Annotated in this window: 26 protein-coding genes; 7 read left to right on the forward strand and 19 right to left on the reverse strand. The window is 57.8% G+C overall.

Features of this window, described 5'->3' with window-relative positions; all coding sequences use genetic code 11:
* Positions 1-51 precede the first annotated feature (51 nt).
* On the forward strand, positions 52-936 hold the full coding sequence (locus F3089_RS10215; RefSeq protein ID WP_151440708.1) for an alpha/beta fold hydrolase: 885 nt from the start codon (positions 52-54) through the stop codon (positions 934-936).
* A 78-nt stretch (positions 937-1,014) separates the two neighbouring features.
* On the opposite strand, the gene F3089_RS10220 is transcribed toward F3089_RS10215, so the two are convergent.
* The gene (locus F3089_RS10220; RefSeq protein ID WP_095616373.1) at positions 1,015-1,623 is read right to left on the reverse strand and encodes a superoxide dismutase; all 609 of its coding nucleotides are present in this window, start codon (positions 1,621-1,623) and stop codon (positions 1,015-1,017) included.
* A gap of 244 nt (positions 1,624-1,867) precedes the next feature.
* Between F3089_RS10220 and F3089_RS10225 the strand changes: the two genes are divergently transcribed.
* Genes F3089_RS10225 through F3089_RS10245 form a run of 5 tightly spaced genes read left to right on the forward strand, consistent with a single transcriptional unit; the run spans position 1,868 to position 5,520 of the window.
* The gene (locus F3089_RS10225; RefSeq protein WP_151440709.1) at positions 1,868-2,560 is read left to right on the forward strand and encodes a GntR family transcriptional regulator; all 693 of its coding nucleotides are present in this window, start codon (positions 1,868-1,870) and stop codon (positions 2,558-2,560) included.
* Positions 2,557-2,892 (forward strand): hypothetical protein, encoded by a 336-nt coding sequence (locus tag F3089_RS10230; RefSeq protein ID WP_151440710.1) that lies wholly within the window; start codon positions 2,557-2,559, stop codon positions 2,890-2,892. The genes F3089_RS10225 and F3089_RS10230 overlap by 4 nt, the downstream gene beginning before the upstream one ends.
* Before the next feature lie 49 nt (positions 2,893-2,941).
* Positions 2,942-3,778 carry a glycosyltransferase family 2 protein gene (locus tag F3089_RS10235; RefSeq protein WP_151440795.1) on the forward strand — a complete coding sequence of 279 codons (837 nt, stop codon included), beginning with the start codon at positions 2,942-2,944 and terminating at the stop codon, positions 3,776-3,778.
* Positions 3,775-4,611 (forward strand): glycosyltransferase family 25 protein, encoded by an 837-nt coding sequence (locus F3089_RS10240; protein WP_151440711.1) that lies wholly within the window; start codon positions 3,775-3,777, stop codon positions 4,609-4,611. Before F3089_RS10235 ends, F3089_RS10240 begins: the two co-directional genes overlap by 4 nt.
* Positions 4,612-4,617: 6 nt before the next feature.
* The gene (locus F3089_RS10245) at positions 4,618-5,520 is read left to right on the forward strand and encodes a glycosyltransferase (RefSeq protein ID WP_151440712.1); all 903 of its coding nucleotides are present in this window, start codon (positions 4,618-4,620) and stop codon (positions 5,518-5,520) included.
* Between the two features lie 152 nt (positions 5,521-5,672).
* Here F3089_RS10245 and F3089_RS10250 read toward each other — a convergent pair whose 3' ends face one another.
* From F3089_RS10250 to F3089_RS10300, 12 genes are all read right to left on the reverse strand, one after another.
* A complete protein-coding gene (locus tag F3089_RS10250) occupies positions 5,673-7,295 on the reverse strand; it encodes a hypothetical protein (RefSeq protein WP_151440713.1) in 1,623 nt (540 codons plus the stop codon).
* On the reverse strand, positions 7,288-7,932 hold the full coding sequence (locus tag F3089_RS10255) for an HAD family hydrolase (RefSeq protein WP_151440714.1): 645 nt from the start codon (positions 7,930-7,932) through the stop codon (positions 7,288-7,290). Before F3089_RS10255 ends, F3089_RS10250 begins: the two co-directional genes overlap by 8 nt.
* Positions 7,929-8,681, reverse strand: a complete 753-nt coding sequence (locus tag F3089_RS10260) for an SDR family oxidoreductase (RefSeq protein WP_151440715.1) — start codon at positions 8,679-8,681, stop codon at positions 7,929-7,931. Before F3089_RS10260 ends, F3089_RS10255 begins: the two co-directional genes overlap by 4 nt.
* Positions 8,678-9,982, reverse strand: coding sequence for an FAD-binding oxidoreductase (locus F3089_RS10265; protein WP_151440716.1), 1,305 nt, complete (start codon positions 9,980-9,982; stop codon positions 8,678-8,680). The genes F3089_RS10260 and F3089_RS10265 overlap by 4 nt, the downstream gene beginning before the upstream one ends.
* Complete coding sequence (locus tag F3089_RS10270; RefSeq protein ID WP_151440717.1) at positions 9,979-10,944, reverse strand: lysylphosphatidylglycerol synthase transmembrane domain-containing protein; 966 nt, start codon at positions 10,942-10,944, stop codon at positions 9,979-9,981. The genes F3089_RS10265 and F3089_RS10270 overlap by 4 nt, the downstream gene beginning before the upstream one ends.
* The gene (locus F3089_RS10275; RefSeq protein ID WP_151440718.1) at positions 10,941-11,816 is read right to left on the reverse strand and encodes a decaprenyl-phosphate phosphoribosyltransferase; all 876 of its coding nucleotides are present in this window, start codon (positions 11,814-11,816) and stop codon (positions 10,941-10,943) included. Before F3089_RS10275 ends, F3089_RS10270 begins: the two co-directional genes overlap by 4 nt.
* Positions 11,817-11,965: 149 nt before the next feature.
* Entirely contained in the window at positions 11,966-12,874 is a 909-nt protein-coding gene (locus tag F3089_RS10280; protein ID WP_151440719.1) for a glycosyltransferase, read from the reverse strand.
* Positions 12,861-14,096 carry an O-antigen ligase family protein gene (locus tag F3089_RS10285; protein WP_192497335.1) on the reverse strand — a complete coding sequence of 412 codons (1,236 nt, stop codon included), beginning with the start codon at positions 14,094-14,096 and terminating at the stop codon, positions 12,861-12,863. Before F3089_RS10285 ends, F3089_RS10280 begins: the two co-directional genes overlap by 14 nt.
* Before the next feature lie 16 nt (positions 14,097-14,112).
* Positions 14,113-15,063 (reverse strand): DUF6492 family protein, encoded by a 951-nt coding sequence (locus tag F3089_RS15875; RefSeq protein WP_192497336.1) that lies wholly within the window; start codon positions 15,061-15,063, stop codon positions 14,113-14,115.
* Entirely contained in the window at positions 15,060-15,962 is a 903-nt protein-coding gene (locus F3089_RS10290; RefSeq protein WP_192497337.1) for a glycosyltransferase family A protein, read from the reverse strand. The genes F3089_RS15875 and F3089_RS10290 overlap by 4 nt, the downstream gene beginning before the upstream one ends.
* A 94-nt stretch (positions 15,963-16,056) precedes the next feature.
* On the reverse strand, positions 16,057-16,725 hold the full coding sequence (locus tag F3089_RS10295) for a 3-deoxy-D-manno-octulosonic acid kinase (protein WP_192497338.1): 669 nt from the start codon (positions 16,723-16,725) through the stop codon (positions 16,057-16,059).
* A gap of 59 nt (positions 16,726-16,784) precedes the next feature.
* On the reverse strand, positions 16,785-17,345 hold the full coding sequence (locus F3089_RS10300) for a hypothetical protein (protein WP_151440722.1): 561 nt from the start codon (positions 17,343-17,345) through the stop codon (positions 16,785-16,787).
* A 168-nt stretch (positions 17,346-17,513) separates the two neighbouring features.
* Here F3089_RS10300 and F3089_RS10305 point away from each other — a divergent pair, with 168 nt between their 5' ends.
* Entirely contained in the window at positions 17,514-17,882 is a 369-nt protein-coding gene (locus F3089_RS10305) for a hypothetical protein (protein WP_151440723.1), read from the forward strand.
* Positions 17,883-17,888: 6 nt separating this feature from the next.
* Here F3089_RS10305 and F3089_RS10310 read toward each other — a convergent pair whose 3' ends face one another.
* From F3089_RS10310 to lysA, 6 genes are read right to left on the reverse strand one after another with little or no spacing between them, the layout of a single operon-like run.
* Positions 17,889-21,068 (reverse strand): ATP-binding protein, encoded by a 3,180-nt coding sequence (locus tag F3089_RS10310; protein WP_151440724.1) that lies wholly within the window; start codon positions 21,066-21,068, stop codon positions 17,889-17,891.
* The gene (locus F3089_RS10315) at positions 21,068-22,783 is read right to left on the reverse strand and encodes a GGDEF domain-containing protein (RefSeq protein ID WP_151440725.1); all 1,716 of its coding nucleotides are present in this window, start codon (positions 22,781-22,783) and stop codon (positions 21,068-21,070) included. The genes F3089_RS10310 and F3089_RS10315 overlap by 1 nt, the downstream gene beginning before the upstream one ends.
* Positions 22,776-23,753: a tyrosine recombinase XerC gene (gene xerC, locus F3089_RS10320; protein WP_151440726.1), complete on the reverse strand. Its 978-nt coding sequence runs from the start codon at positions 23,751-23,753 to the stop codon at positions 22,776-22,778. The genes F3089_RS10315 and xerC overlap by 8 nt, the downstream gene beginning before the upstream one ends.
* A 23-nt stretch (positions 23,754-23,776) precedes the next feature.
* On the reverse strand, positions 23,777-24,511 hold the full coding sequence (locus F3089_RS10325) for a DUF484 family protein (protein WP_151440727.1): 735 nt from the start codon (positions 24,509-24,511) through the stop codon (positions 23,777-23,779).
* Positions 24,508-25,440, reverse strand: a complete 933-nt coding sequence (gene dapF, locus F3089_RS10330; protein ID WP_151440728.1) for a diaminopimelate epimerase — start codon at positions 25,438-25,440, stop codon at positions 24,508-24,510. The genes F3089_RS10325 and dapF overlap by 4 nt, the downstream gene beginning before the upstream one ends.
* Entirely contained in the window at positions 25,437-26,696 is a 1,260-nt protein-coding gene (lysA, locus tag F3089_RS10335) for a diaminopimelate decarboxylase (RefSeq protein ID WP_151440729.1), read from the reverse strand. Before lysA ends, dapF begins: the two co-directional genes overlap by 4 nt.
* Positions 26,697-26,707 lie beyond the last annotated feature (11 nt).

Consider the following 26,707-nt stretch of genomic DNA (forward strand, 5'->3'; position numbering starts at 1 on the left):
ATGATGGGTGATCGACAAGCATAACCCGGATCACCGCTACAGGTCAGACCCATGCGAACACGGACTCTCAGACGCCCCCAGACGGAACTCCATATTGTGGAGGATGGCGACCCGGCCAATCCGGCCATCCTCTTCCTGCACGGCTTCCCGGACTGCCATGACCTCTGGCTGCCCCATATGCAGGCACTGAGTAGCGACTACCACGTGATCGGTTTCGACATGCGGGGGGCAGGACAAAGCACACCGCCAGCGCGTGCCGAAGGCTACCGGATCCCCTGCCTTCTGGAGGACATCGATGCCGTGATCACGGCTACCCGGGGCCGGGAAGGCACCGCACACCTGGTGGGCCACGACTGGGGCTCGATCATCGGCTGGAGCTTCGTTGCCGACCCGGTCTATGGGCGCCGGGCCGAATCCTGGACCAGCCTTTCCGGCCCGCATCTTGGAGCGGCGGCCGAATGGGTCCGGAACGGGATCCTGAAGGGCGGTGGCGACCGCAAACCGGCACTGAACCAGGTGCTGCACTCCTGGTACATGCTGGCACTGAACGTTCCCGGCCTTGGTCAGGCTGTGTTCAGCACCGTCGGCACGCCGGTTTACCGTGCTGCCCTGACCATGGGTGGCGTCCCGGCCGATCACCCTCACCTGGCACGCTCACGCGATGAGGTTACCCGCCTGACGCGCCATACGTTCCAGCTCTATCGCCAGAATGCGCTCAGCCCGCCGCCCACGCCACGCCCGGGCAGCATCAGAACGCCCAGCCAGATACTGATCCTGGAAGAGGACGCCTTCGCGACACCAGCAGTGTGCGAGGCCATGACCCGTTACTGCCAGCAGGTGAGCTGCAAGCGGCTGGCGGCCAATCACTGGGCGCCGGTCACGCACCCTGAATGGATCCAGGAGCGCATCAGGGGGTTGGTGGCCAGCCTTCACTGACACACACAGAAAACCCCCGGCCGGACGCACCGGGCGGGGGTTGAAGCGCGCCCTTACAAGAGGGCGGCCAGGGCCGGTTTACGCCTTGTTGAGCTGTTCCTCGGCGTACTCGTAATTGGCCAGGTTGTTCAGGAAGTTCATGACATAGTCCGGACGACGGTTGCGGAAGTCCAGATAGTAACTGTGCTCCCAGACGTCCAGTGCCAGCAGAACCTTGCCTTCACCGGTTGCCAGCGGGTTGACGGCGTTCGGGGTCTTGGTGACCTTCAGCTTGCCGTCGTTGCCCAGCACGAGCCAGCCCCAGCCGGAACCGAACTGGCCGACAGCGGTGGTCTTGAACTGCTCCTTGAAGTCATCCACGGAACCGAAGTCCTCGACCAGCTTCTGCTCCAGCTTGCCCGGAATACCGCCACCGTTGGGGGACATGTTTTCCCAGAAGAAGTTGTGGTTCCAGTGCTGGCCAGCCTGGTTGAATACTTTCTGCAGGTCATCACGGCCATAGGCGAGCTTGACGATTTCTTCCAGCGACTTGCCCTGCAGGTTGCTGTCCTGCTCGACCAGACTGTTCAGGGTCGTGACATAGGTGTTGTGGTGCTTGCCGTGGTGGAGCTCAAGCGTTTCCTGGCACATCCCCTTTTCCGCGAGTGCGTTGTAGGAATAGGGAAGATTGGGGAGTTCAAAAGCCATAGTGTTTCCTCCTTAACGGCTTCAAGTATTCAGGAACGATCCTCAGTCACGGACGTTATCACAGAATTCGACCCCTCGGTGCCCATAATCGAGTCGATGTTCAACGCCCATTTCCAGGGTCTGTTGAAGACCATGGGATCGGTTTGACAGAAATCAAGGGGCACCGGGAACTTGCAGAACCACTGATTTGTGCAACGATGACATGATAGGATCTTCCACGTAGAAATGAATCTGAGTTCCGGGTATGCAGTCGTTCAAACCTCGCGAGACCCTGAGTGAACAGGTTGCCCGCCACCTTGAGAATATGATCGCCTTCGAACAGCTCAAGTCGGGCGATCGCATCCATGAGAGCAACATGGCGCGGGAACTGGACGTGAGCCACGGCGCCGTAAGGGAAGCCCTGCTCATGCTGGAAAAACGTCATCTGGTTCGGAACGTCCCTCGCAAGGGAGCGTTCGTCACCACGCTGGACGCCGACTTCGTGAGCAGTCTTTACGAAGCCATGAGCGTGTTTCTCTGCCATACCGGGCGTAAACTCGTGCGCCAGTGGGAACCCGCCGACATGGAACGGCTTGAATCACTGTACGACAGCATGTGTGAGTCGTACCGGAACGGCCAGCTCATGGAATTCCTGGACACCGGCATTGAATACACCCAGGCGTCGCTGGCCTACGCCAACAACTACTTCATCACCGCCGCCATCAATGACCTCTGGCCCTCCGCCAAGCGCTGCGCGTTCGTGGCGCTGCGCCAGGGCAACCGGGTACTGGAGGACAACCTCAACCACATGCGCGAATCGCTGGACCTGCTGCGTGCCCGGGATGAGGAAGGCCTGGTGGACAATGTCGACGCCTACGCCCGAAAGCAGTGCGAACAGGTGCTCGCCTGCCTGCCGGAGAGCGGAGGCGGCCCGGGGGCGCAGGGGGCTACCGGGTGATGAGCAGGGTTCGGGCATTATGGCTGCCGGCCATTCTTCTGTCTTTAGGTGGATGCAGCCTCTTTCAGCCAGCACATGAACCCGCCGGCAACGCTGCAAAAAACGGGACTGAGTGCGAATGGGTCGTGCACCGTGGTGTTGCTGAACTTGTACGGATAGAGCAGAATGCCGCCATAATGAAGCTTTACCCGGCAGATTTCACATTTCGGGTAGAGCCCGCGCAGCCAGACTGGCAGCCCGGTAGCGAGTTCAAGGCATTGATTGAAAAGTCTTCGGGACCTGACTGCGGCCCTCCGAAGGTGATTGAGATTGAGCCTGTATTCAACGATTGACCGACCATCTATATCCCCGTTCGGGATTGCTTCCCCAGTGGCCGACTCGATGAACCTCTCCGTTATTCTCTCAACCTACAACTCGCCGATATGGCTGGAGAAAGTGCTGTGGGGTTACAGCGTTCAGTCCCATCAGGATTTTGAACTGCTCATTGCCGACGATGGCTCAACCGAAGAAACAGCGGCGCTTATTGAATCCATGCGACAGAAGACCAGTCTGACGCTCCGTCATATCTGGCATCCCGACGATGGCTTCCGTAAGTGCCGAATCCTGAACAAGGCAATCCTCGAGGCGCATCATGATTACGTCGTATTCAGCGATGGTGACTGCATCCCCCGCTCCGACTTTCTCAGTGTCCACGCCCATGAGGCGAGACCGGGCTGCTTTCTCTCAGGGGGATACCACAAGCTCCCCATGCAAACCAGTGAGGCCATCGGCAAGGACGATATCCTGACCGGACGCTGTTTTCAGCTCGACTGGCTCAAGACACGTGGGCTCGCCACCAGCTACAAGAACAGCAAATTGACGGCCACACCCCGGCAGGCCCGCTGGCTCAACCGGCTAACTCCCACGGCCTGCAACTTCAAAGGATCCAATGCTTCGGCCTGGTTGGCGGACATCAGAAAGGCCAATGGTTTCGACGAGGAAATGGCTTACGGTGGCGAGGATCGGGAGTTCGGGGTCCGTCTGATCAATAACGGCATACGCCCTCACCACGTTCGCTACAACGCAGTGGTCATTCACCTGGATCACAAACGGGGCTACGTGGATCCTGAGGTGCAGAAGAGCAACAAAGCCTATCGCGAATGGGTCGAGAAAAGCGGACTCAGAGCCACGCCGCGAGGACTCAATCTTCACAGTGAGCCGGAAACAATCCCAACATGAGCGAAACACCAGTACCGGACATTGTCGTAATCAGCCTCGCGAGAGCCACTGACCGCCGTGAAGCTTTCAGAGAACAGTTCAGGGAACTGGGGCTGCCCTTTCGATTCTTTGAAGCCGTCGACGGTCAGCAAGGTCACCCATTGTTCGACCACTATGACCGCAGACGCTCCGAGGCCCTTGGTGAAATACCGCTAACCCCGGGGCACCTGGGGTGCTATGCCAGTCATTACAATGTCTGGAAGGAATGCTCGGAATCCGGCACTTCCCGCATCGTTCTGGAGGATGATGCCCAGATCGACCCTGAAGGTTTTCTCGCGTTTATCCGCCTGATCCCGTCGCTACCGGAAGAGGTTGAATGCCTGCGGCTGTTTCCTTCCCGTTCCCGCAATACTGACAGCATACCGCTGATGTCGAGGGAAGGCCTGACCGTTGCCAAATTCCTGCGCGGACACAAAAGCACAACGGCGTATTATCTCACCCCTCGGGCGGCTGAAAAATTTCTGGCTCACGCAGAAACCTGGTGCGAGCCAGTGGATATTGAGATGGACCAGTTCTGGTGGAACAAAGTCGAGTGTTTCGGCCTGCTCCCAGCCTGTGTCACGAACAACCCGGATTTCGAGTCCACCATTGATTCCGGTGAGTCGACAAGGAATAAGCGGAAAGGTTCAAGGAAAGTTCGGTGGCGACTTTATATGCTCTGGTGCCGAATTCATCGTACACTGCATAATATGAGATTCAAATTACGGCATCGGACCTCGGTTGAAATTGATGCGAATACTAGCCTAACAAATATTTCTGGCACACATACCAATCGTAAGCCGAATTCGGACTAACGCCTAATGATTACATTTATTTTTTCGTACAACCGTGGACCACATCTTCAAAATTGTGTGGAGTCGGTAGAGTATTGTGCGCCCGATTCAACCATCATTATTTATGATGACAACAGTGATGATCCGGAAACCCGGCGTATTCTCAAAGATCTCACAGAGCGTCACGAAGTACGAAAGCCTGGATCGCTTCACAATCTAAGCATGCACGGTGGCCTCTATAATAATATGCAACATGCTCTTTACTCTGTAGAAACCCACGACGAGATCATCTGCTTCCTTCAGGATGACACTCAGATGGTTCGTCCCATAAAAAACGAGGATAGGAGCTTTATTAAAAACTATTTCGCTTCAAATCCTAAGGCAGGTTTTATCGCTCCGGTTTTCCAGAAAGGGCATACTCGGAAGAAAACGCTGGAACGATTCCGATATGCAGCGAAATACGGAGTTTATTTCTGCCACCATGAAAGCAATAAAAATGTTGCCGGCATGCATTATTCCGACATCTCCATAACGCTTTCAGGTCGTCTAAAGGAAGTCCAGTGGTGTTTCCATGGCGATGAATACGACAATGAACAACAAGCTCGACAGCACTTCATGAAGATGGGCTACCTATACGCTCCATTTGTGATGTGGCTACCTAACCCACCTGCTTATCGCAATAAAGGTAAAACGCTCGCATTTCAGATTGCTGAGCGACGCAACAGGGCCGGCCTTTATCCCTATAGATTTATGACAGAGGAACGCATTTCGGCGCTTACAACCCGTGACCCGGCTCAGCTACCCATTGCCGAACAAAATCTGGAGCTCACTACCGTTTTGGAGAAGCCTTGGATATTTCATCCATTGAAGCGTTCGAGACTCTTAAGAAAACTCGATAGACTTCAAACTTTTTTTCAACATAGCCGGTAACTGAAGTCTCTTGTTTCAATTCATGACAACTAGATTACCGCACCGGATAACTTAGTGCCCCAAGTGTGAGAATTGCGCCAAGTCACATAACAACACATTCTCACCTGGCAGCCAAATCCAGAAACCAGCATCCTCCTGCTTAGGCAGAGCCCCTAAAAAGCATTTTTTAGGTCCAAATAGGAACGTCCATTTTTATCTTGGAAGCTTTTACTCAACGCCTTCTCAAATTGAAAATTTTCGATTTCTCCGGATTTCTTAAGTGCATAAAAATGATTAAACCCACCTTCATAATACATCACATAATAGTCAAATCTATTTTTACTACTTCCAAGGAAGTCGAAGATCGCCAATGGAGCACGCTTGACGCCATAGTTATATTCATCCCAGACTCCAGCCTTTTCCGCCTCTATTGAAGAGAACAACTCTTCAGACGTTATCTGGCACCATTTTTTGTTATTACAAACATTTGAGAATTCAGCAGTTCCGGCATGATGCATAAAGAGCAAATCAGGGTCCAGCTTCGAGATATACTGTGGGCTTGCACCCTCAATTGCCGTTTTTTTCGTATTTAGCCCCACCAGATCATACTTCTCTCCTGGAAGCCAATAGGCAAACCTTCCCGCCTCCGTCAAGCCACTTACAGTGCTTGAGCTCGCATAATCTTTTAGATAAAAGGGAAAACTATTAATGTAGGCCCCACCCTGAGCATAGTGAACATAATCAACCGTATCATCAAGATACTGCAGAATTGAAAAAACGTATAGCCCCAGCATAACAACAGAAAGCTTTTTGTTTTTAGATTTTGAAGCTAAACAATAGCTCACAAACAGTGTTGCCAACACCAATACAGCAACAGTCCCAGGGGCCTGCAATCGATAACTTACATTTTGACTCAGGGTTGCAAATGAAAGAAAAAAGAAGAGCAAAAGAACTGGCGTTATCATTAAAACAATATTGCGGCGATTATTGCTTAAAAATATCGCCAACATCGCCATGATAACCAAGAACGCACTTTGCCCAACCCATTTAAAATGAGACGCCAACCCTGGCAGGAGATCAGAAGAGCTTCCTTTAACGTACAAAGGGAGTGGCAAAAGACTCCCAAAATAGTTATACCTCCAAAAGAAATAAAAACAACCCAAAACAAAACAGATTGCCGACGACTTTAAGTAAACATTAAGCCCTTCGTTTTTGTATGAGTTAAGCAACCCCACCAGAGCCCCTGAAACCCCAATAATCACGCCATCCGGACGAAAAAGCCCCAGAACCAACCCAATAAAGGGGATCAACAGATTAAGATTATCGTTATTTCTGTAAATGATGTATAAAAATAACGCTATTATCCCAGAGTAAAGACCAGTACTGAACCCTGCCAACGAGGCCTCTGTTATTGGCGACAAAATAACTATTACAGCGACCCCCAACATAATGACATGAGACAACCTATTTCCAAGCTGCCTCAAAGGCAAAAACAAGGATAAAGCGAAAACTAGAATGCCAACACCCACCCCATTAAGTATGGTAGCGGCGAGCGCAACATCGATTCCTGCATACGTTAAAACTCCTAACGCAATCATCCACAGGAAGTCTGTAGCCCCCTCTGCTGGAGGTCCGCCTTTAAAATATGAGATCCCCTCACCAGCCGCAAAGTTTTCGGAGAAAATATAAAGGATGTATGCGTCTTCATGAGGATGCCCTGTCCAGAGAACATATACTGAAAGAGCGATGTACGCAGCTACAGCAATTAACGGATAAATCCACAAACGCTCAGACATTCTCAATCTTTACCTTCACACAAATATAAATTTTTTTCCTTTGAACAAATAATCCTTTATCTACCCACATAAGCATTGGCTTATCACCGTTAGAGTCACCATATGCATAAGTATAAGAGCAAGGAAATCTAACTGAATACTCTCTGACTAGCCTGAGTTTTTCGAACCCATAGCAGTTTTTGCCTTGCAAATTTCCTGTTACTTTTCCTTCAGATACTTCGAGCTCAGTCGCCAAAACGTCCGAAAAATTATATTGCTCACCAAAATGGTTAATATAAATGGCCGGTGATGCGCTGACTATCACGCAACGATGACCGCGCTCTTGGTGCCATTCCAAATTTTTAATCATTCTAGAGCATAATTTCTTTGTGAGAACTTTTTGGAAGAACTCCACCCCCAGCCGAAGCAAGTGATCATATTCAAAACCACGAACATAATACCTGATTACGACTTCTTTGGCTTTTTCGTTGGAAATCAGTGACAATAGATACGCAAAAAAGATTGGGCTAAGCCAAAGCAAACCTACATAGTATCGCGGAGCTCCTACTACAAACTTAAGAAAGGGCATAAAAGTATCGCCTTTCGTCAAGGTCCCATCAAAGTCAAAAAAGGCAATAGTGTTTTTATCATCACTCATAAAGAGAGTCGCTTAAAAACGAACTCGGGGATATAACGAATAATCTGCATGATGCCCCACCAGAACCAAGGTAAATAGACCTCGTGACGACCTTTACGCATGGCTTTGATTATGCCGGTGGCGACGGCATCGGGTTTCGCCCAAAGTGGGCCTGATTTTTCGAGCCCGTCCGTCATTGGGGTATCGACAAACCCTGGTTTGACAGTCACCACATCGGTACCGTTTTTATAGAGACGGTTGCGAAGTCCCTGAAGGAAGATTGTGACCATGCCTTTAGCGGAACCATAGACGTAATTGCTCTGTCGCCCCCGGTCGCCTGCCACGGAACTGATTACCGCGATGACACCGCCGCCCTGATGTTCGAAGCGGTTTCCTAAGAGTGTAAGCAGGCTAATCACGCTGAGTGCATTGGTCTCGATCTCTTGGCGGGTCGTGGCTACAGACACCTCACAGGCTTTCTGCTCAGGCAATGTACCGTGGGCGATCAATACCGCATCTAGGCTGCCGAGAGCTACCTGAGTCTCTTCCAGCATCGATTCGTGCATTTTGTCATCGCACAAATCCATGGCTTTCGAGCGAATGGTGGCCGCAGGGGATCTGACCTTTAGATCTTGAGTGATTGAAGCCAGCTTTTCGGGATCTCGTCCCACGCAGAACACATTGGCACCCTGAGCGACAAGCTGGCGAGCTGTGTGTTCGGCAATCGTTGAGGTAGCTCCGATAATCAAGACATTTCGCAATGCGTTCATTGGGTCACCCGTTTCCAGAAATGAGAGGTCAGTTGTGGATCAATGAAACCGCTGAATGTCTCCCAGTACGGATAGCCTTGGCGGAACAGCCAACCAGGCATACGGGCATCCTTGGCCGGGTAGAGTGCACCGCCGGCTTCGCTGATCACTCGATCGAGCACCTCAAAAAGCCGCTGTGTTCGAGCCCCGCGATCAGGGAAATCCAGAGCGAGGGTCGCGCCGGGTCTGGGGAATGAAAGCATGCCGACGGGCGACTGATTGCCAAAGGTCTTGAGCACTGCCAGAAACGATCCCTGCCTATAGCGGGCAATGATTTTGAGGAGCTCGCTCAGAGCGTCTGGTGCGGTCTCCGGTGGCAGCACGCATTGATACTGGTAGAAGCCCGCCTTGCCGTAGATGCGATTCCACTGGCCGATCGCATCCAGTGGATAGAAATAAGGTACGTAGTGGGTAAGCTCACCACCCGGGTTGACCGGCTTATGATAATACAGCTGGTTAAACGCCCACAGGCTGGCGTTGTTGACCAGCGAAACCGGCAACTCAAAGGGAATGCTCCGGGATCTCTCTTTGAACGGAGCGGGGGTAATCGGTTGCGCAGGCGCATGGCAGGCGGCATAGAGCACGCCTCGGCCACGTGAGCGCCCTGCTGCCAGGCAATCCACCCAGGCTACCGTATAGGGCCACTGGGCTTCCAGCTCGCGGTTGAGTTCCCAGAACTCGTCGAGGTTAGCAAAACGATGGGATTCGACCCACATCCACGGGTTCTGTATGCGGCTCAGTTGCAGGGTCGCCGATGCGATGAGCCCGGTCAGACCCAGCCCCCCAATTGTGGCCCGGAACCATGGTTCGTTCTCGGTTGTAGAGCAGCTAAAACGCTCCCCATCGGAGCGGGCCAGTTCAATTGCCTTCACGTGATGGCCAAAGCTGCCCATGGAATGGTGATTCTTTCCGTGAACATCATTGGCAATGGCGCCACCGACGGTCGCATAGCGCGTGCCGGGGGTTACCGGCAGGAACCAGCCTTGAGGCACGACCAGCGCCAGGATCTCGCCCAACGTGACGCCTGGTTGGCACTGGATAATCCCCTGCGTTGGGTCGAAGTCGATGAATCGATCCAGCTCCCGGGTTTGCAACAAGGTCCCGTTATCCGTCAGACACACGTCCCCGTAACTGCGTCCGTTGCCATACAGTGTGCAGGGGCCGTTCTCGCTATTCTGCCCTGGTAAGGCGGGTTTTGTGAGTCGTTGCACACGGTTCGGCGTCAGTTTAGGAATGCGGTTCCAGGAAAGGAGCGCGTTCATATTGGTTCGCCCTCACCGTGACGGCTTTGAATTAATGCCACGAGACCAATAACCACGGCGAACCAGAGCGTCGCCAGGCGAATGAAGACAGTCGCTGCAACCGCTGCCGGCATGGGGATTCCTTTGAGGGTCAGGAGCGAAACCATGACGGCCTCGGCACCACCTAAACCACCGGGCATGAAGCTCAGTGCTCCTGCCAGCATGGACAGGGCGTAAACGAAGATGGCGAATGACATCCCCAGGTCCGCGCCCAGCCACTGCAGTACCCAGTGAAAGGCCAGCGCCTCGGCGCCCCATGCAATGATGCTGATCACTGTAGCAACGGAAAGCAGCCCTGGACTGTGGCAGCGTCGGGCGTCATTCAGCATCATTACCAGGTGCTGGAGGATATTGAACAGTTTACCTTCGCGCTGCAGCGTCCAGTGATGGATTCTGTCTAAGAGGCGACGACTTGAGAGGCACGTCAAGGCGACAACAATGCCGGCAATGGCGACCAGTACCAGCCCGCGAGCCTCCGGATACTGAGTCAGACCGATCAATGCCAGGATCACAATGGCCACAAGATCGGATAGCCGCTCACTGAAGAAAGCAGCAAAGGAAGTTGGATAAGGCACGCCGTGATGTTTGAGCAGCAGACCACGGAACGCCTCACCGGCCTTGCCAGGGGTCGTCGTAAGAGCGAAACCGGCCAAATAGATCCGGGCACTGGGTAACACGTTGATCTTATGGCCTAAGCGTGAAAGGTAGAGTTGCCAGCGCGCAAAGCGCAGGCCGTAGTTGACCAGCGACATAGCCAGTGCGGCGGCAGTACCGGTAATGCTAATCTGGACGAAAGCAGCAACAACTTCCTCCCAGCCTCCACAGAGCGAAAAAGCAAGATAACCAACCGTCGCTACCGCAACGGACAGCACCAGCGCCTTCAATCGCCAGCCGTCCACGTGCGTGACCGACGCCGTGCTCATGCCAACACCCACAAAGTGGCCCCAAACCAGGTAAAGGCGGCCAGGATCATGTGCCAGTCGGTCAGAAGATCCCTGGCAGTGTCATTACCCTTGGAGTGTTGGTGGAGAAGGAAGAGATAACGGAAGATCCCATACACGACAAATGGAACCGTATAAATCAGGTTTGGAGTGCCATGAAGTTCGATGGTCTGGGGTGAGACGGTATAGAGCCCGTAGCTGAGGACTGTACATGCGGCGGTAACCGCAATGAATTGTTCCAGCATCACGGGACTATAGTCATCGAGCACTCTACGAGTGACGGCACTGTCGTAGTCCGCTTCTGAATTTTCCAGCACCAACAGTTCTGCGCGTCGCTTGGAGAAGCCAAGAAACAGCGTCACCATGAGCCCGCACAACAGCAGCCAGGCGGAGGGTGCAATCCCAAGACCAATGGTCCCGGCAAAGATACGCAGCATGAACCCGGCTGAGATGAGAAAGACGTCCAGGATGACCACATGCTTGAGGCGCCAGGAATAGACAACGTTCAGGAGCAGATAAGCCATGGTGAAGCCGAGTACCCAACCGCTTACCAGCCAGGAAAGAACCATAGAGATGGCCACCAAGACCCCAAGCAATCCCCTGGCACTCCCCGTGGTCATGTCGCCGCTGGGCAGGGGGCGTTTGCATTTGGTTGGATGCGCACGATCCGCCTCCACATCTAGCAGGTCATTGAGCACGTAAACGGCGCTTGCCATGGCACAAAAGGCGAGAAACGCCAGCCCTGCCTGCGTGAGCGTAACTGCATCCCACTGATGGGCAAACAGTGGGCCAATCAGGACGAAGCCGTTTTTCAGGTACTGGTGGGGACGAAGCAGTTTAATAACGGCGTTCATGAATAACTTCTGCCGGTTCCAGATACAATTAAAGCTGCCCAAGCCGGTGACACCCGCTTGTTAGAGTAAGAACCTACCTCCTGGCCGATCCGAGCCGAAACTCTGGCACAAAGTTCAAAGGCGACTGGCATTGGGTCCGGTTTCCAGGTTCATCTTATGGCTTGTTCAATGCTGTGGAGCAATTTAAGAAAGCGCTTACCTCGCAACGGATTATAGCTCCATGGCCTGCGCGGTGTTCTCTCCCGGCACTCCAGGCATTCCTCGGCAACCGGCGGCCGGCTGTCGTCCGGACGATTAATAAAGTTCACAGTTTCTTGGCGTGACCAGACATCAAACGGATAAAACCCACATTGCTGTGAGCGCTCTGCAAGCCTTAGTGCCAAGGTTTTACGTTTGCCCCTATACGCAGGAACCTCCGGCAACCACATCGCAAATGGTGAGCGCATATAGGCCATTCGGCCAAACGCATCCCGCGCCTGCCGGTCATTTTCCGGCTCAGAGGTAAAGAATCGCCAATTGTGCGCCCTGAGACGTCCGGGAAGAGTCAAAAAAAGGTCAGAATAATGTACCCCGGCGCTCTGGCCCCAGTCTTCCCTGAAATAGGTAACCCCGTCTTTACTGTTCGCGTCATGAACCGGGCATTTTTTCTGATCGATACCCCGGATAAAACAAGGGTGGATAAACCCCAGATCAGGATGATTTTTCAAAGTCTGATACAGGATTTCAAACTCTTCCTTAAGCACAGGGCGCACAACCTGGCAGTCATCCTGAAGAAAGCAGACCAGCGCCTCATCCTCCAGGGATTCGAACGCGGCCTGCATGTTCCAGTAAAGGCCACCGTGCTTGTGCTCCCCATGAGCCTCAGGCAGCACCACCTCGTGATGTTCACGAATCCGGTCCAGAACCATACGGGTTTCCGCGTCATCGCTGTCATCATCAAAAACGATGATGCGCGCACCGGGAATGCAGTCAGTAATCGAGCGCACACAGTTATCGAGGAACTGCGCCCGGTTGAACGAGAAAATGCAGAAGACCGGTTGTATTTCAATGTCGCTCATGGATGTCCCTTGAAATCGGTTCACGCGTCCACTGCCAGACCAGAACCATTGGTAGCCAGGCAAACAGCCAGATGGGCTTCATCGACAGCACCAGCGTATGTTCATCCGTAAACGTCAGCATCAGGACCAGTCCGATAATCCCCAGAAGGCCAGCGATCTCACCCCACTCTCTTGCTCTGGTGACGGCCACCCAAGTCAACATACCAAAGATCGCAACTAGGAAAAGCACACCGATGATGCCTGTCTCGGCGTAGGTGCCCAGCCAGAGATTATGCGCATGGGTGACGATGTAGTTATTCGGGCGCCAGAACTCTGCGGCCGCATGCATCTGTTCCGGTTCCGTACCCGCACCGTAGCCCAGAAACAGCGAGTCCGGCGGGAACAGCAGGTAACCTTTCCAGATTTCAAGGCGCTTTGAGTCACCGCGCTCTATCAGCCCGTTAAGGAACGAGTCGAGGCCCTCATGCCACTCGATGACAGCACCGCTCAGGATCAGAACCAGCACCAGAAGACTGACGGTCAGTTTCAGATTCCGGCCTGTTGCAAAGGGGAGCAGGACGAAGAAGTAAATGCAGAATGCCAGTATCGGCCCGCGACTTTGCGACAGGAAGGCGAAGCTGGCGACACTGCTGCAACCGAGAAAGATCAGCAGACAGTCTTCCCACCGCCAGCGGGGAACACTCTGCGTGAGCAGAAAACATCCCATGGCAAGATACGCAAGAAGGATCGAAGTACCCTGGATGGGGTGACTCAAAGCGCCAAGGCCTTCGACCCTGCCTCCGTCCCAGAAAAGGAACCCTAGGCCAGCACCGACGACGCAGGCACCCAGAAACAAACGCCCCCAAAGCGCCGGGGCGTCGCGCAAACATTCAACACAGATCCAGAGAGCAATAACTGAGAAAAAGGACTCAACGCCCCAGCGCAGAATTTTCAGATCGTTGGCGAGCGATCCAGGACCGACTAAAAACGTACTGATGCCCACGTAAATACAGAAGACACCTACGACGCGGATAAAGGGATCCCTGAGAACTCGGAGACCGATGGCATAGCGCCAGGTGACCAGCGTTGCAGGAATCACCAGCGCGTGGAACACCGTCTTGTACAGGTCCTTCCATGGACCCACAACGGACACCAGAAGCCAGATCAGGACAAGAAACGGCAGCGCCTGAATGATCTTACGGGCCACTGGCCCGGTCTCAGCAGCTTCGCGTGCATGTGCCATGGATAGGTCAGTACTCCTAACGCCGGATGAGATCATGGAGTCGGGGTGACAGGGTTTCGAAGGGGATAGGTTCGCGCCCACCGCTGTGAGAGTGGATGGTGATGTAGTGCGTTGTTTCCGTATCCATTTCCGTCTCCACAAGCTCCAGAAGTTCCGTGATGCTCGGGGCATCATAGATATAGCGCATACAGTCGAACCTGCGCCATTCAACATCATCAACAGGCCATGACATCCGGAGAAAGGCCTTGTAGATGCCGAACTCAGACCACCGGCGCGGGGGTTGGCTCAAAAGAACCCTGTCCCACCGTTTTCCATAGGTCGACTCAAGCCAGGAGACCAACTGCCGAACGACAGCCGTTTCAAGCACAAACGGCGTGTCAAAATAGGTGTTCAGCTTGCCATCGACGACCGCCGCCTGCCCGACTAATCGTTCAGATTCCCTGACCCAGTTCCGGACTTTGCCACCGAGTTCATCCATCGGCTGCCAGGTTGCAAAACACACCACCTTCCCTCGCGGTGGCTCAAAATCCGTGAGGGCAGCTTCGGGTGTCACGATCACATCCGAATCCAGAACGACCACCCGATCCACATCCAGCTCATTAGCCAGGGTCAGTTTACAGATCTGCTGGGTGTGCCACCCCGTGTAGGCGGGCCAGCGCGGTATGCCGAGTGCGCGTTTAAGACTGCCTGCTATTCGGGTCCAATGGCGCCCCACTCGCGCACTGATGGCGCAAGCTCGGGCGCGTCGACGCTCCACCTCCGGTGCCAGAACATCGGCCGTGGTCAGCAGCCGGACGCTTCCTCTCTCAAACTCCCTGAAAAACGCCACATCCTCCGTCTGCACCACGATGTAGTGCGGAACAGCGCTCAGGGGAGATCGGTCCAGTGACAGTCTCAGGAGCCGCAGGTGTTCCAGATCACCTTTCCAGGTCGGCGTAACGAATGCGTACCCTGACCCAATGCTCATCGGCTCCCCCACTTATCCTGCCAGCGCCGGATCAGGGTACGCAGCCTTGTGTTGGCTTCACTACCCGAATAACGTCCCTTAGCCACATGCCGGATCCGGTAAACGCCGGGCACATCAACCGCCACCCCCTGGCTACGGATCAGCCAACGGAATGCACGATCCTCATGACACTTGGCGAATGTATCCACTGGTTGCTGGTAAAGACCGATCCGCCGGCAGTAACCCACCGCCCGGCACACATCACCATGTGCTATCTGGAGCGGACCTGTGGCGCGAGAGGGATAGTGCGGGGTAAAGCTCTCGTCTGCGATATCCAGAACCTGCGGCTCTCCCGAACCCGCACTGAGCATGGGATTATCTTCGGCAAGGAGTTCCGTCACACGTTCCTCGCTCGGAAACAGCAGCGCATCCCGACGCCCCTGCAACTGCTCCCCCAGTTCCTCGAAGCAATTCTCTCTGAACATCAGGTCGCAGTCTGTAAACCAGACCCAGTCAGCGTTGGTGGCCAGCGCCGCGTGATTACGTCCGATACCGCGGCGAAAAAGCCGGCGGCGTTCAACAGGCCACCAGTTCCAGGTCACATTGGGAGGGGTCTTTTGCTCGAAATACGACAGCAGTCGGCGCGTGCCTTCATCCTCAGGGCAGTAGAACACCGTCATGATGACGTCAACCGACTGCGGCGGGAAATTCACCAGTGAACTGAGCTGATAGACAAGGAAGTGCGAGTACTGCCAGCAGTGACTGACGATTTCGATGGTCAATCGGCCCTCACGGGCAGCACGGTCGGCCAGCGGAGGAAGATCGGGTTCAAACCAGCGGGCAGGCAGCCAGCCTTTCGCGGCAAAGCGAAAGAACATCAGGGCCAGAATCGTATGAATTCGCCGCCATGCGGATTGCATTAAAACCGTCGCTTGTCGATTGCCTCAGAGGAAGGCGCAGATAATAACACCAGACAGAATGCCGGGACAGTTCACAGCTGTTCATCTGGTGTTGCTAGGTCCCCTTGCCATAACCGGCCAGCAGTGCATTCCAGCCCTCGCTCAGACGTGACGGGGAAACCCCTTCCAGTTTCATCAGCGACCGGTGAAGGCGCTTGAGGTTACGATCAGGCCATTTCGAGCGTACCGAAGGAGATCGAATAACCCCCTTATCAAAATCAATCAGGTAAACCTTCTCCTGGGATAGAAGGATGTTGAAACAATTAAGGTCTGGATGATCAACACCGTAGTCATGGAACTGCCGGATGCTTGCGCCCACGCGGTACCACCAGGCATCCGATAATGCCGACGCCTGTTCTCCCAGTGACCGGGTATCCGCCAGTCGCTCTACAAGGATGGCGGCTCTGTAGTGCAGAAAGCCGTAACGCCAGACTGCGCTGGCCACTGGCCTTGGCACGGGAAGACCCTGATCGTACAACGCTTTAAGGAGATTGAACTCAGCAACGGAACGGGTCCGGGCAAGCCCCGTGTACAGATAGGCGTTGCTCGAGACCCGAGCCACCAGCCCGCCGCGGTTGTAGTAACGCAGGACCATGGCCAGACTGGCGCCACTCACGAACCACGCGCCTCCACGGCCGCCGGCCGCTACAGGCTCCGCGGCCTCTCCCCACCATTCGGGCTCAAACCAACCGGGCTCGAATACGGCACTCCATGGCTCGTTCACTTGGAAGACAGCGTGGCCCCCCGTGACACAATGGACTCCCTTAGCGGTTGTAGGTTCCCTCAACCTGCACCCCGTCCGTTACCATTCTCCAGGGAAAGATGCGACACATCCGGGGCAGGTGGCTGGGGTTCCTTAGTTTCCGGCCCAAGATCCTCGCCGGGCGGCGCCACCGACCATTCATCCAGGTGCTCGAACACGGGTTCCGGTTCCTCCCGTGTGTCCCCCAGCCGCTCGCCCGGAGCGCCCAGGCTGAGATCCGAGCCGGCCAGAATGGAATCCACCTTCTCACCCGCCACCGGCAGCCGGTCACCCGGTTCCACGGCCACATCGCCGCCTGCAGGCGATGGGTCACGGCCCTCATTCGAGCGGGCTTGTGGTTGCTCCACCGCCCCGGCCTGCTGCATGGGCTCAATATGCGCCACCAGCCCGTTCTTCTTCATGGCGGCCTGATACTTGTGCGCCGTGGCCTCATCAAGCCGGTTCCTGATCACCACGCGCTCACCGGAGAACATCTTCTCCAGCTGGGCATCATTGGCCTTGAACAACCCCCTGGCCCGTTCCCGCGCCGACTGTTCGTCGAGGCCTGCTTCCCACTCCCCGCGAAACACCAGTTGATACATAGCGTTTGCCCGTCGTTTGCCTGCGTCTGTTTCACAGCATAGCGCACATGACGCCTGTGAGCCCTGTAGCAGAGCGAACGCTGGAATATTAAAAAGCTGTCAAACCGGCTGCATTATCCGGAACAGCCGAGGATAATACAGCTGTTACGTTCTGTTACGTTGAATGCGATGATGCTACGAGTTTCGACAGGATACTGGCTCACCGTTCTGGCAACCACGCTGCTGCTCACCCCGGCTGCGATGGCTGGCGCCAGCGAGCGTCTCGAGGACCGCCTGGCCTCGACCCTGAAGCAGGTACATGCCAGCTATGAGGGCTACGAGCAGGCCACAGTCCCCGAGGATGGACACCCCAAGACCTATCTGCTTCTGGACTTTGAGGGCGACAACCTCAGCCGCCGCGAGCAGCGCCAGGAGCGTATCCATCACATCTGCAGCCGCATACTCACCAACCGGGACCTGGTGGAGGACCTGTCCCGGCGGGGCGTGCATATGGTGTCCGTCGCCTTCGACCGCCAATACCAGTACGACTGCCTCTGAACAGCCCTACTCCGGTTCCGGCAGAAAAGCCTCCCCCGCGAACTGTTCCAGCAGCTGCTGCACCCGGTCCAATTCGAAGCCGGCCACGGCCTCCGCCAGCTGATCGGCGAAGGCCACCAGCTCCTCAACGCCCTGGTCCCGCGCCTGTGACTGCAGTTCTTCGGCAAACGCCTGGAGCGCCTCCGGGTCGCCGCTGTCGACCAGAGACGTGGCCTGCGGGATCAGGGAATAACGCAGCGCGCGCATCACCCGCTTCTGCTGCTCCTCGCTGAGGTCGCTCCAGGCTGTCAGATTCTCCGGCTCACTCCCCTCATCCGTCTGTTCCAGATCAATGCGTTCATGGGTGAGGTAATCCGCCAGCTCCCCGAGCAGGATCTCCCGGCTCACGGGTTTGTGCAGATAGCCATCAAATCCGGCCTCGCGGATGCGCGCGGCCTCGCTGGTCATGACCGAAGCAGTAAGCGCCACGATCGGGATATCACTGAGCTTGCGATCCTCGCCAAAGGCCCGAAGCGCCGCAAACCCGTCCATCTCAGGCATGCGGATATCCATCAGCACCAGGTCCGGACGGGAAGCACGCGCCTTCTCCAGCGCCTGAACACCATTCTCAGCCTCTTCAACCGCAAGCCCTTCGGGCTCAAGCACATCCCGCACCAGCTGGCGGTTCACCGGGTTGTCATCCACGATCAGGACCCGGCCGCAACTGAAGCGATAACGTACCGCCAGCGTCTCATCATTCACATCCGGTGCGGCCAGCGCTGTTTCCACATCACGCAGATGCACGCGGAAGGTCGTGCCCTCACCGGGCTGGCTGCGCACGCTGAGCTCACCGTTCATCATCTCGACCAGCTTGCGGCTGATCGCCAGTCCCAGACCGGTGCCGCCGTATAGTCGACTGCTCTGCCCGGCCTGCTGCTCAAAGGCCTCAAAGATCCGCTCCTGCTGCTCCTCGGGAATGCCGATGCCGGTGTCGACCACCTCGATGCACAGCTCGGGGGCCTCGCTCTCCTTCCAGGCCACACGCACCCGGACTTCACCATGGTCGGTGAACTTGATGGCATTACCCACCAGGTTGAACAGCACCTGGCGCAGGCGGGTTTCATCCAGGACCATCACCGGCGGCATGTTCTCGTCCATTTCAAAGACCAGTTCCAGCCCTTTCTCGCCCGCCCGGATCGTGAAGATATGGCGCACATCCTCCAGCAGCCGGCTGAGATCCAGTGGCCCGTACTCAAGCCGCATCTTGCCCGCCTCCACGCGCGACAGGTCCAGGATGTCGTTGATCAGCGTCAACAGACTGCGGCTGCCGGCCTTGATGGACTCCAGGTAGCCGCGCTGGCGCTCGTCGGTAATGGTGCGCTCAAGCAGTTCCGTGTAGCCGATGACCGCATTCATGGGGGTGCGGATCTCATGGGACATGTTGGCCAGGAACTCGCTCTTGGCGCGGTTCGCCTCCTCGGCCTGGTCCGCCAGGTCCTCGGCCCGCTGCTTGGCGTCGAGCAGTTCCTCCTCGCTGCGCTTCAGGGCCTGTTCGGAACGTACCCGTTCACCCACTTCCCGGGAGAGCTTGCGGTTCCAGTAGAAGAAAGCAGCCAGCACCAGCAGGGCGATGATCCCCACCCGACGGACCACGGTGTAGTCCGCCTGCTGTTCCACATCGAGTTTGATCCAGCGGTTGTAGACCTCATCCAGGGCCGAACGGTCAATGCGGCTCAGGGCCTTACCCAGAATCCCCACCAGTTGCGGGTATTCCGCCTTTACGGCCAGCCTTAGATCGTACTGGAAAGGCGCGATGCTGGTGATCCGGAGATTATCCAGACCGAGACGGGAGACGTTGTAGCTGACACCAGGGATATGAGTGATCATCACATCCAGCTCGTTATTGGCCACACGGCGCAGCCCCTGCTCGATGGAGGTCACTTCCGTGATATCCAGAGCCGAGTGGTGTCGGTTGAGGTATTCTCCGGCGGCCATGCCCTGGACCACACCGACCCGATCACTGTCATCGAGCTCGGAGAGATCGCCCACAAAGCTGTGGTCATCACGCACCACGATGGCCACCGGCAGACTGAGATAGCTGCGCGTGAACAGGTGCTCGTCCTGGCGATCCGGTGTGCGCGGAAGCGCGGGTACCACATCCACTGTCCCATCAGCGAGCATCGAATCCACCGTCTCGCCGGAGGGAACCGGCACCCGCTCAAACTCGTAATCAAGCTCCGCCTCGATCAGTGACAGAAGATCGGGAATCACGCCTTCCAGTTTGCTGTCGCCCCGGAACTCAACCGGGGGCCAACCGGTCCGCATGGCCACTTTCAGTTCCGGGTTGTCCTTCAGCCACTGGCGTTCATTCGCAGTGAGCACCACCTCTTCCTCGGTGTCCCCGAAAATCTCCTCATGGCCGATCCAGGCCCCCTGGATATTGCGGTGCTCCAGGGTGGTCATCGAATCAATGGCCGCATCCAGAATGCCCCGCAACTTTCCTTCCTCGAAGGGGACGGCGTAGGACATGGGCAAGGGGCGCTCCTCCATGACCTGCACCCTCTGGATAACGCGCAGGTCGTTGTTCTCCAGATACTGATCCCCCACCGGAACGGGAGCGAGCAGTGCATCCGCTTCCTCACTGCGCAGCATGTCCATGGCCTCACTCAGCGTCAGCGCTGCCAGGGGCGTGAACGAGGGGATGCGGTCGAGGAGCTGGAATGGGTAGCGGTCACCGTCCAGAAAGACCACGCGTTTGTCTTCCAGGCTGCCAAGCCGGCTGATGCTGGCGTTGTCCCGGCGGGCATAGATGCCGTAGCGCACCTGCATGTAGGGGCGGGTGAACCGGTACTTGCCGGTTGAGCGATTGGCGAAGCGCATGCTGATCGCGTCGATCTGGCCCTGGGCCAGCATGCGTTCAAGAAGCAGGGGGTTGCCGCCGACCATTTCCACACGGGTCCCCAGCTTGCGCTCAAGAAGCCGGGCATAGCCGGATTCGGTGCCCAGGACCCGACCAAATTCATTGCGGTAGGCCAGCGGCGGACGGCCCGAGGGAATGCCCAGGCGGATGCGTTCCTTGTCCTGCAGCCAGAGCTTCTGGTCCACACTGAGTTCGGGCAGGTTATCGGTCGCCGGGAACGGGATGGCCTGCCCCGCCACCGGGATGACCAGCGCCAGTAACGCCGCAAAAACCACCAGCAGCCGCATCAGCGCCCTCCTCCCGAGCGTTTGTCCTGCTCGGCAGCGGGAATGACGCGATTACGGCCCTGCTCCTTGGCGCGATACAGGGCACGGTCCGCCATATCCAGCAGCTGGTCCGGGCCATCAACCTCCATGAAGCCGGTCACGCCACCGGAGAAGGTCACCTCGACCCGTTCATGCCGGAAATGGAACGGCAGCGCCTGGATCCGTTCACGCAGCTTATCCAGCACGGTAACAGCGGTCTCCAGCGGCGTTGCCGGGAGCAGAATGATGAACTCCTCGCCACCGTAGCGCGCGATGTAGTCCGTCTCACGCAGGTTCTCCCGCAGGGAGCGGGCCAGAAGCTGCAGGACCTTGTCGCCGGCCAGGTGCCCGTAAGTATCGTTGATGCCCTTGAACCAGTCGATGTCGATGATGGCCAGACTCGTTGGCTCACGATAGCGGTGCCAGCGCCGGTATTCCTGGTCCAGTCGTTCCTCCAGCGCCTCACGGTTGGGCAGCTGGGTCAGCATATCGGTAGCCGCCCGTTCCCGCTCCTTTCTGAGTTCCTTCTGCACTTCCCGGGACTCGGCCTCCATGGCGGTCACCTTCTCCTGTAGATCCTGAACCTGTTCCCGCAGGGCCTGTTCCCGCTTCGTATCAGCCTCACGGTACTCCGTCAGTGTGGCATTGAGGCGATCCACGTGATCACGAACCGCCTGCTGCAGCCCGCTGAGTTCAGTCGCTCCCAGGGCACTGCTGCCCATCTCATCCAGTTCCTGGTCGATGCGCTGGTCGAACGCTTCGGACACTTCCTGCCAGTGACCGAAGTCCAGTGCCCCCGTCTCAAACTGGGTGCGCAACCGCACCAGCCGCTGGTCGAGACCCGCCAGGAACTGCTCAAACTCCCGCTGCCCCCGGCCCACGGCCGCCACAACAAGGTGCACGACCTCATCCAGAACCGCCTGGATCTGGCCCCAGTTTTCGCTTGCACGGACCCTTTCCAGAAGGATTTCAATCCGTTCCTGGGCCGGTTCCGGCAGTGTGATATGTTGCTGGATATGGCGCAGAAGCTGCAGAAGCCGGGCACAGAGGTTGCGGAACTGCTCATCGTCGGCCCGGGGCTCACCGCTGTCCAGATCGAGCCCGGCAGCCAGCTCACTGTCCTCCGGCTCGTCAGCGTTACTGTCCGGAGAGTCTGCTTCGGTCGCCTCTTCTTCCCTGACGTCAGCTCCGCCACCAAGAACCCGCTGCCAGAACGAGCCCCGCTTCTGTGCGTCCCCGGACTCGGAAAGAACCTGCTGCTGGAGTTCCGCCAGCTGCTCCAGAATCCCGGGTAGTGCGTTGAAGCGCCCAACAGTGTCTGCCGGCGTGCGCTCCAGCGCCCTGAGTCGACGGCGTTCATTGCGTCCCGCACGGGAACGCAGCGGATCGATCAGACCCTGCAGCGCTTGCTGGAGACGGCTGACAACCGCCTGACGTTCCTCATCGAAGCCGGAAACGTGCGTTTCCAGCGCATCCTGAAGGCGCCGGAGGGCGCCGGGATCAGGGTCGCCTTCACGGACCAGTTCCCGCAGCTCGCCAAGGAGCCGATCCAGTTCGCCGTCCTGCCCTTCGGCAACCAGCGAGACACGGACCAGAAGCCGCTGGAGACTGTTCTGGCGCTGCTGCCACTGCTTTTCATCCTGCTCATGCTGTTCCAGCGCGGCAAGGTATTTCTGCCGCCAGTCCTGGTCACTCATGCCGCCCCTGCTCCGTCCTGGCTCCGCTGTCACCGGCCTTGCGCCGCCGCGCACGCGGATGCGCGCTGTCGTACACCTGGGCCAGATGCTGGAAGTCCAGGTGAGTATAGATCTGTGTGGTGGCTATATCCGAATGTCCCAACAATTCCTGTACGGCCCGCAGGTCGCCACTGGATTCCAGCATGTGACTGGCAAAGGAATGACGCATCAGATGCGGATGCAGGCCCTGGTCCGCGTGGCAGCGCTGCCCCCAGCGCCGCAGGCGGGCCTGTACCGTGCGGCGATGGATACGTTGCCCTCTGCGGCTGACGAATACCGCCGACTCACTGGCCAGCGCCAGTGCCGGGCGCTGTTCCAGCCAGCGGTCCAGTGCCGCCAGGGCAGCGCGGCCAATGGGAACGATGCGGGTTTTGCCACCCTTGCCGGTCACCCGGACGCTGGCATCACGGCGATCCACGTCGGCATCATTCAGTGCCACCAGCTCCGCCAGGCGCAGCCCTGAGGAATACATCAGCTCGATCATGGCCAGATCCCGCATCTCCAGAGGATCCTCCGGAGACTGTTCCAGCAGATGGTGCAGCTGGTCCACGTCCATCACGCCGGGCAGTGGGCGCTGGTTGCGCGGCGGGCGGATGTCGAGAGCGGGGTTGTCGGCTACCAGTCCTTCACGGATGAGGAACCCGTAGAACCGCCGGATGGCGGAAAGATGGCGCGCGATGGTGCGGCCGGAACGTCCCTCGCGGGCCAGGCCGGCGACATAGCGGCGGAGTTCGGCCTGGTTAAGAGCAACCGGGTCACGCTCCTGATTGTCGCACCACTGGCAGAGCCTGCGTAGATCCCGGCCGTAGTGCTCGCAGGTCCGCTGGGCACTGCGTTTCTCCGAGGCCATGTAGCGCAGAAAGCGTTGCACCGGCTCTGGCAGCCCCTCAGCCGCCTGGATCCGTTCCGCGTACGCATCAGTGGACGCCATGCTGGAACTCCCGGAGTGATGGGTCAGTGGCCGGCTTCCGCATCGGGCATGGCAATCCGGCCTTCCGGCGCCAGCAGCGGCGGAAGCAGCCGGCCAAGGGTATCGCTGATGTAGGTCATGAACAGCGACCCCATGCTGCTGTGGAAATACCCTTCGTCCTCACTGGCAATGGCGATCAGGCCGACGCACTCATCCCGGCGCACCGGGATCACCGCAGCTGAACCCACCCGTTCCGGCGCGGAGAACAACGCCTCACGGTGGCTGTCACGCAGCCGGCCGAAAAGCGGCTGGCTTTCATCCAGTACCTCACCGAACACCTCCCGGGCCCTGTTCCGCTGAAGGTAGCGCACGGCACCGCACTGGGAGGGCGGTTCACCATCGGTCAGCACTGTCAGGCTCGCACTCTGAAGCTGGAACTCACCGCGGATGGTCTCATCCAGTATCGCTGCCACCTCCTCCACGGAACGGGCATCCAGAAGCGCCATGAGCAGGCGCTTGCTGCGCGTGAACAGCTGGTCATTCTGCCGGGCAATGCCGATCAGGCCGGACAGTTCCTCACGCAGGGCATCCCGCTGCTCGCGGAACAGATGCACCTGGCGTTCCACCAGCGAGATCGCCTGACCGCTATCATGGGGAAGTGTCAGCTTCTGCAGGAGATGCTCATGACGCTCGAAGAAATCCGGGTTGGCCTCCAGGTACTCAGCCACATCGGCTTCGGAGACCCCGGTGGTTGCCGGTTCCGCTGTCGGGTCTGTCATGCATTACCCTTCTTTTTCCTGTTGTTCTGCGGGCGACCACCACCCTGACGGGAGCGGCGTCCGTCACCGGGTGGCTTGATCCGCCCCTCGAAGACCCGCGTGGCGGGCCCTTCCATCGTAACAGCTGCCCCATCCCCCGGCCACGAAATGGTCAGGGGACCGCCGAGCAACTCCACTGTGACGCGCTCGGACAGAAGACCACGCAGCCGCCCGGCCACAACCGCGGCACAGGCGCCACTGCCGCAGGCCCGGGTTTCGCCCACACCGCGCTCGAACACCCGGAGCCGTATCCGATCCGGCGCCACCACCTGCATGAAGCCGGCGTTGGCCCGGGCCGGAAAGCGCGGATGGGCCTCAATCAGCGGGCCCAGGCTCTCCACAGGCGCTGTGTCCACATCGTCCACCACGAGCACGCCATGGGGGTTGCCCATGGAGACCGTGGCAATGCTCAGCTCCTGGCCGTCCACCGTAATCGGATAGGTCACCGCCTGTTCGTCCGCCGCGAACGGAATGGCTGCGGGCGCCAGCTCCGGCACCCCCATGTCCACCCGCACCAGCCCCTTCTTTGTAACCTCCAGGGTCATGATGCCGGTGGCCGTCTGCACCCGTATCCGGTGCTGGCGGGTCAGTTGCTGGTCGCGCACGAACCGTGCGAAACACCGGGCGCCGTTGCCGCACTGCTCCACTTCGGAGCCGTCCGCATTGAAGATGCGATAACGGAAGTCCACGTCAGGGCGCTCCGGAGGCTCCACCATCAGCAGCTGATCAAAGCCCACGCCCAGATGGCGGTCCGCCATTGACCGGATCTGGCTGGCTTCAAGCTGCACCGGCTGGGTAATGGCATCCACCACCATGAAGTCGTTGCCCAGCCCGTGCATCTTGGTAAAGCGCAGCCAGCCGCCACGCCCCCGGCGCCCGTCGCCACTCATGAACCCAGCTCCGGCAGCGGTATTTCCGGTGCCAGCTGTTCCTCCAGTGTTTCCCGCCGGCGCACCAGGTGCACATCCGCCCCGTCAACGAGGACCTCCGGCGGCCGGTTGCGGGTATTGTAGTTTGAACTCATGACAAAACCGTAGGCGCCAGCCGAGCGCACGGCAAGCAGGTCGCCCGCCTCAATCGCCAGCTCGCGCTGCTTGCCCAGAAAATCCCCTGTCTCGCAGACCGGCCCCACCACATCGTAGACGGCCGGCTGGATGCCACTCGGGTCGGTCACCGCCTCAATCCGCTGCCAGGCGGAATACAACGACGGCCGGATCAGATCGTTCATGGCGCCATCCACAATGGCGAACCGGTGTTCATCGCCACCCTTGATGCCCTCCACCCGGGTCACCATGATCCCGGCATTGGCGGCAATGGAGCGCCCCGGCTCCAGAAGCAGCTCCAGGTCCCGGCCGGCCAGCCGCTCCTTCAGTGCCTCCCCGTAGGCGCCGGGGCTGGGAGGCTGCTCGTCGCCATAGGGCACACCGAGACCTCCGCCCATATCCAGGTGCTGGATGGCGATGCCGTCTTCGGCGAGCGCGTCGATCAGCGCCAGCATCCGCTCCAGCGCATCCATCAACGGGTCCAGGCTCTGCAGCTGCGAGCCGATGTGGCAGTCCGCGCCGACCACCTCAAGGCCAGGCATCTCCGCCGCCCGGCGGTAAAGGACCCGCGCCTGCTCAATCTCGACGCCGAACTTGTTCTCCTTAAGGCCCGTGGAGATGTACGGGTGCGTCCCGGCATCCACGTCCGGGTTCACGCGCACCGACACCGGCGCGATCCGGCCGCGCTCCGAGGCCACCTCGCTGATCATGGCCAGTTCGAAGTCGGACTCCACGTTGAAGCAGCGCACCCCGGCCTCCAGGGCACGCTCAATCTCCCAGCGCTGCTTGCCCACGCCCGAGAAAACGGTCGCCCCGGGATCGCCTCCGGCCCGGATGACGCGCTCGAGCTCACCACCGGAAACAATGTCAAAACCGGCACCGAGCCGGGCCAGTACATTGAGCACCGTCAGGTTGCTGTTGGCTTTTACCGCATAGCAGATGCGATGGGGCATCCCCTCCAGCGCCTGGTCATAGGCGTGGAAATGGCGCTCCAGTGTGGCCCTCGAATAGATGTAACAGGGCGTGCCGTGAGCCGCAGCGATCCGGCTTACCGGTACGGATTCGGCGTAGAGCTCGCCGTCGTGTCGGTTGAAAAAATCCATGGTCGGCGTCT

The organism is Halospina sp. K52047b, from assembly GCF_008709855.1.
GTDB classification, from domain to species: Bacteria; Pseudomonadota; Gammaproteobacteria; order Pseudomonadales; family Oleiphilaceae; genus Halospina; species Halospina utahensis_B.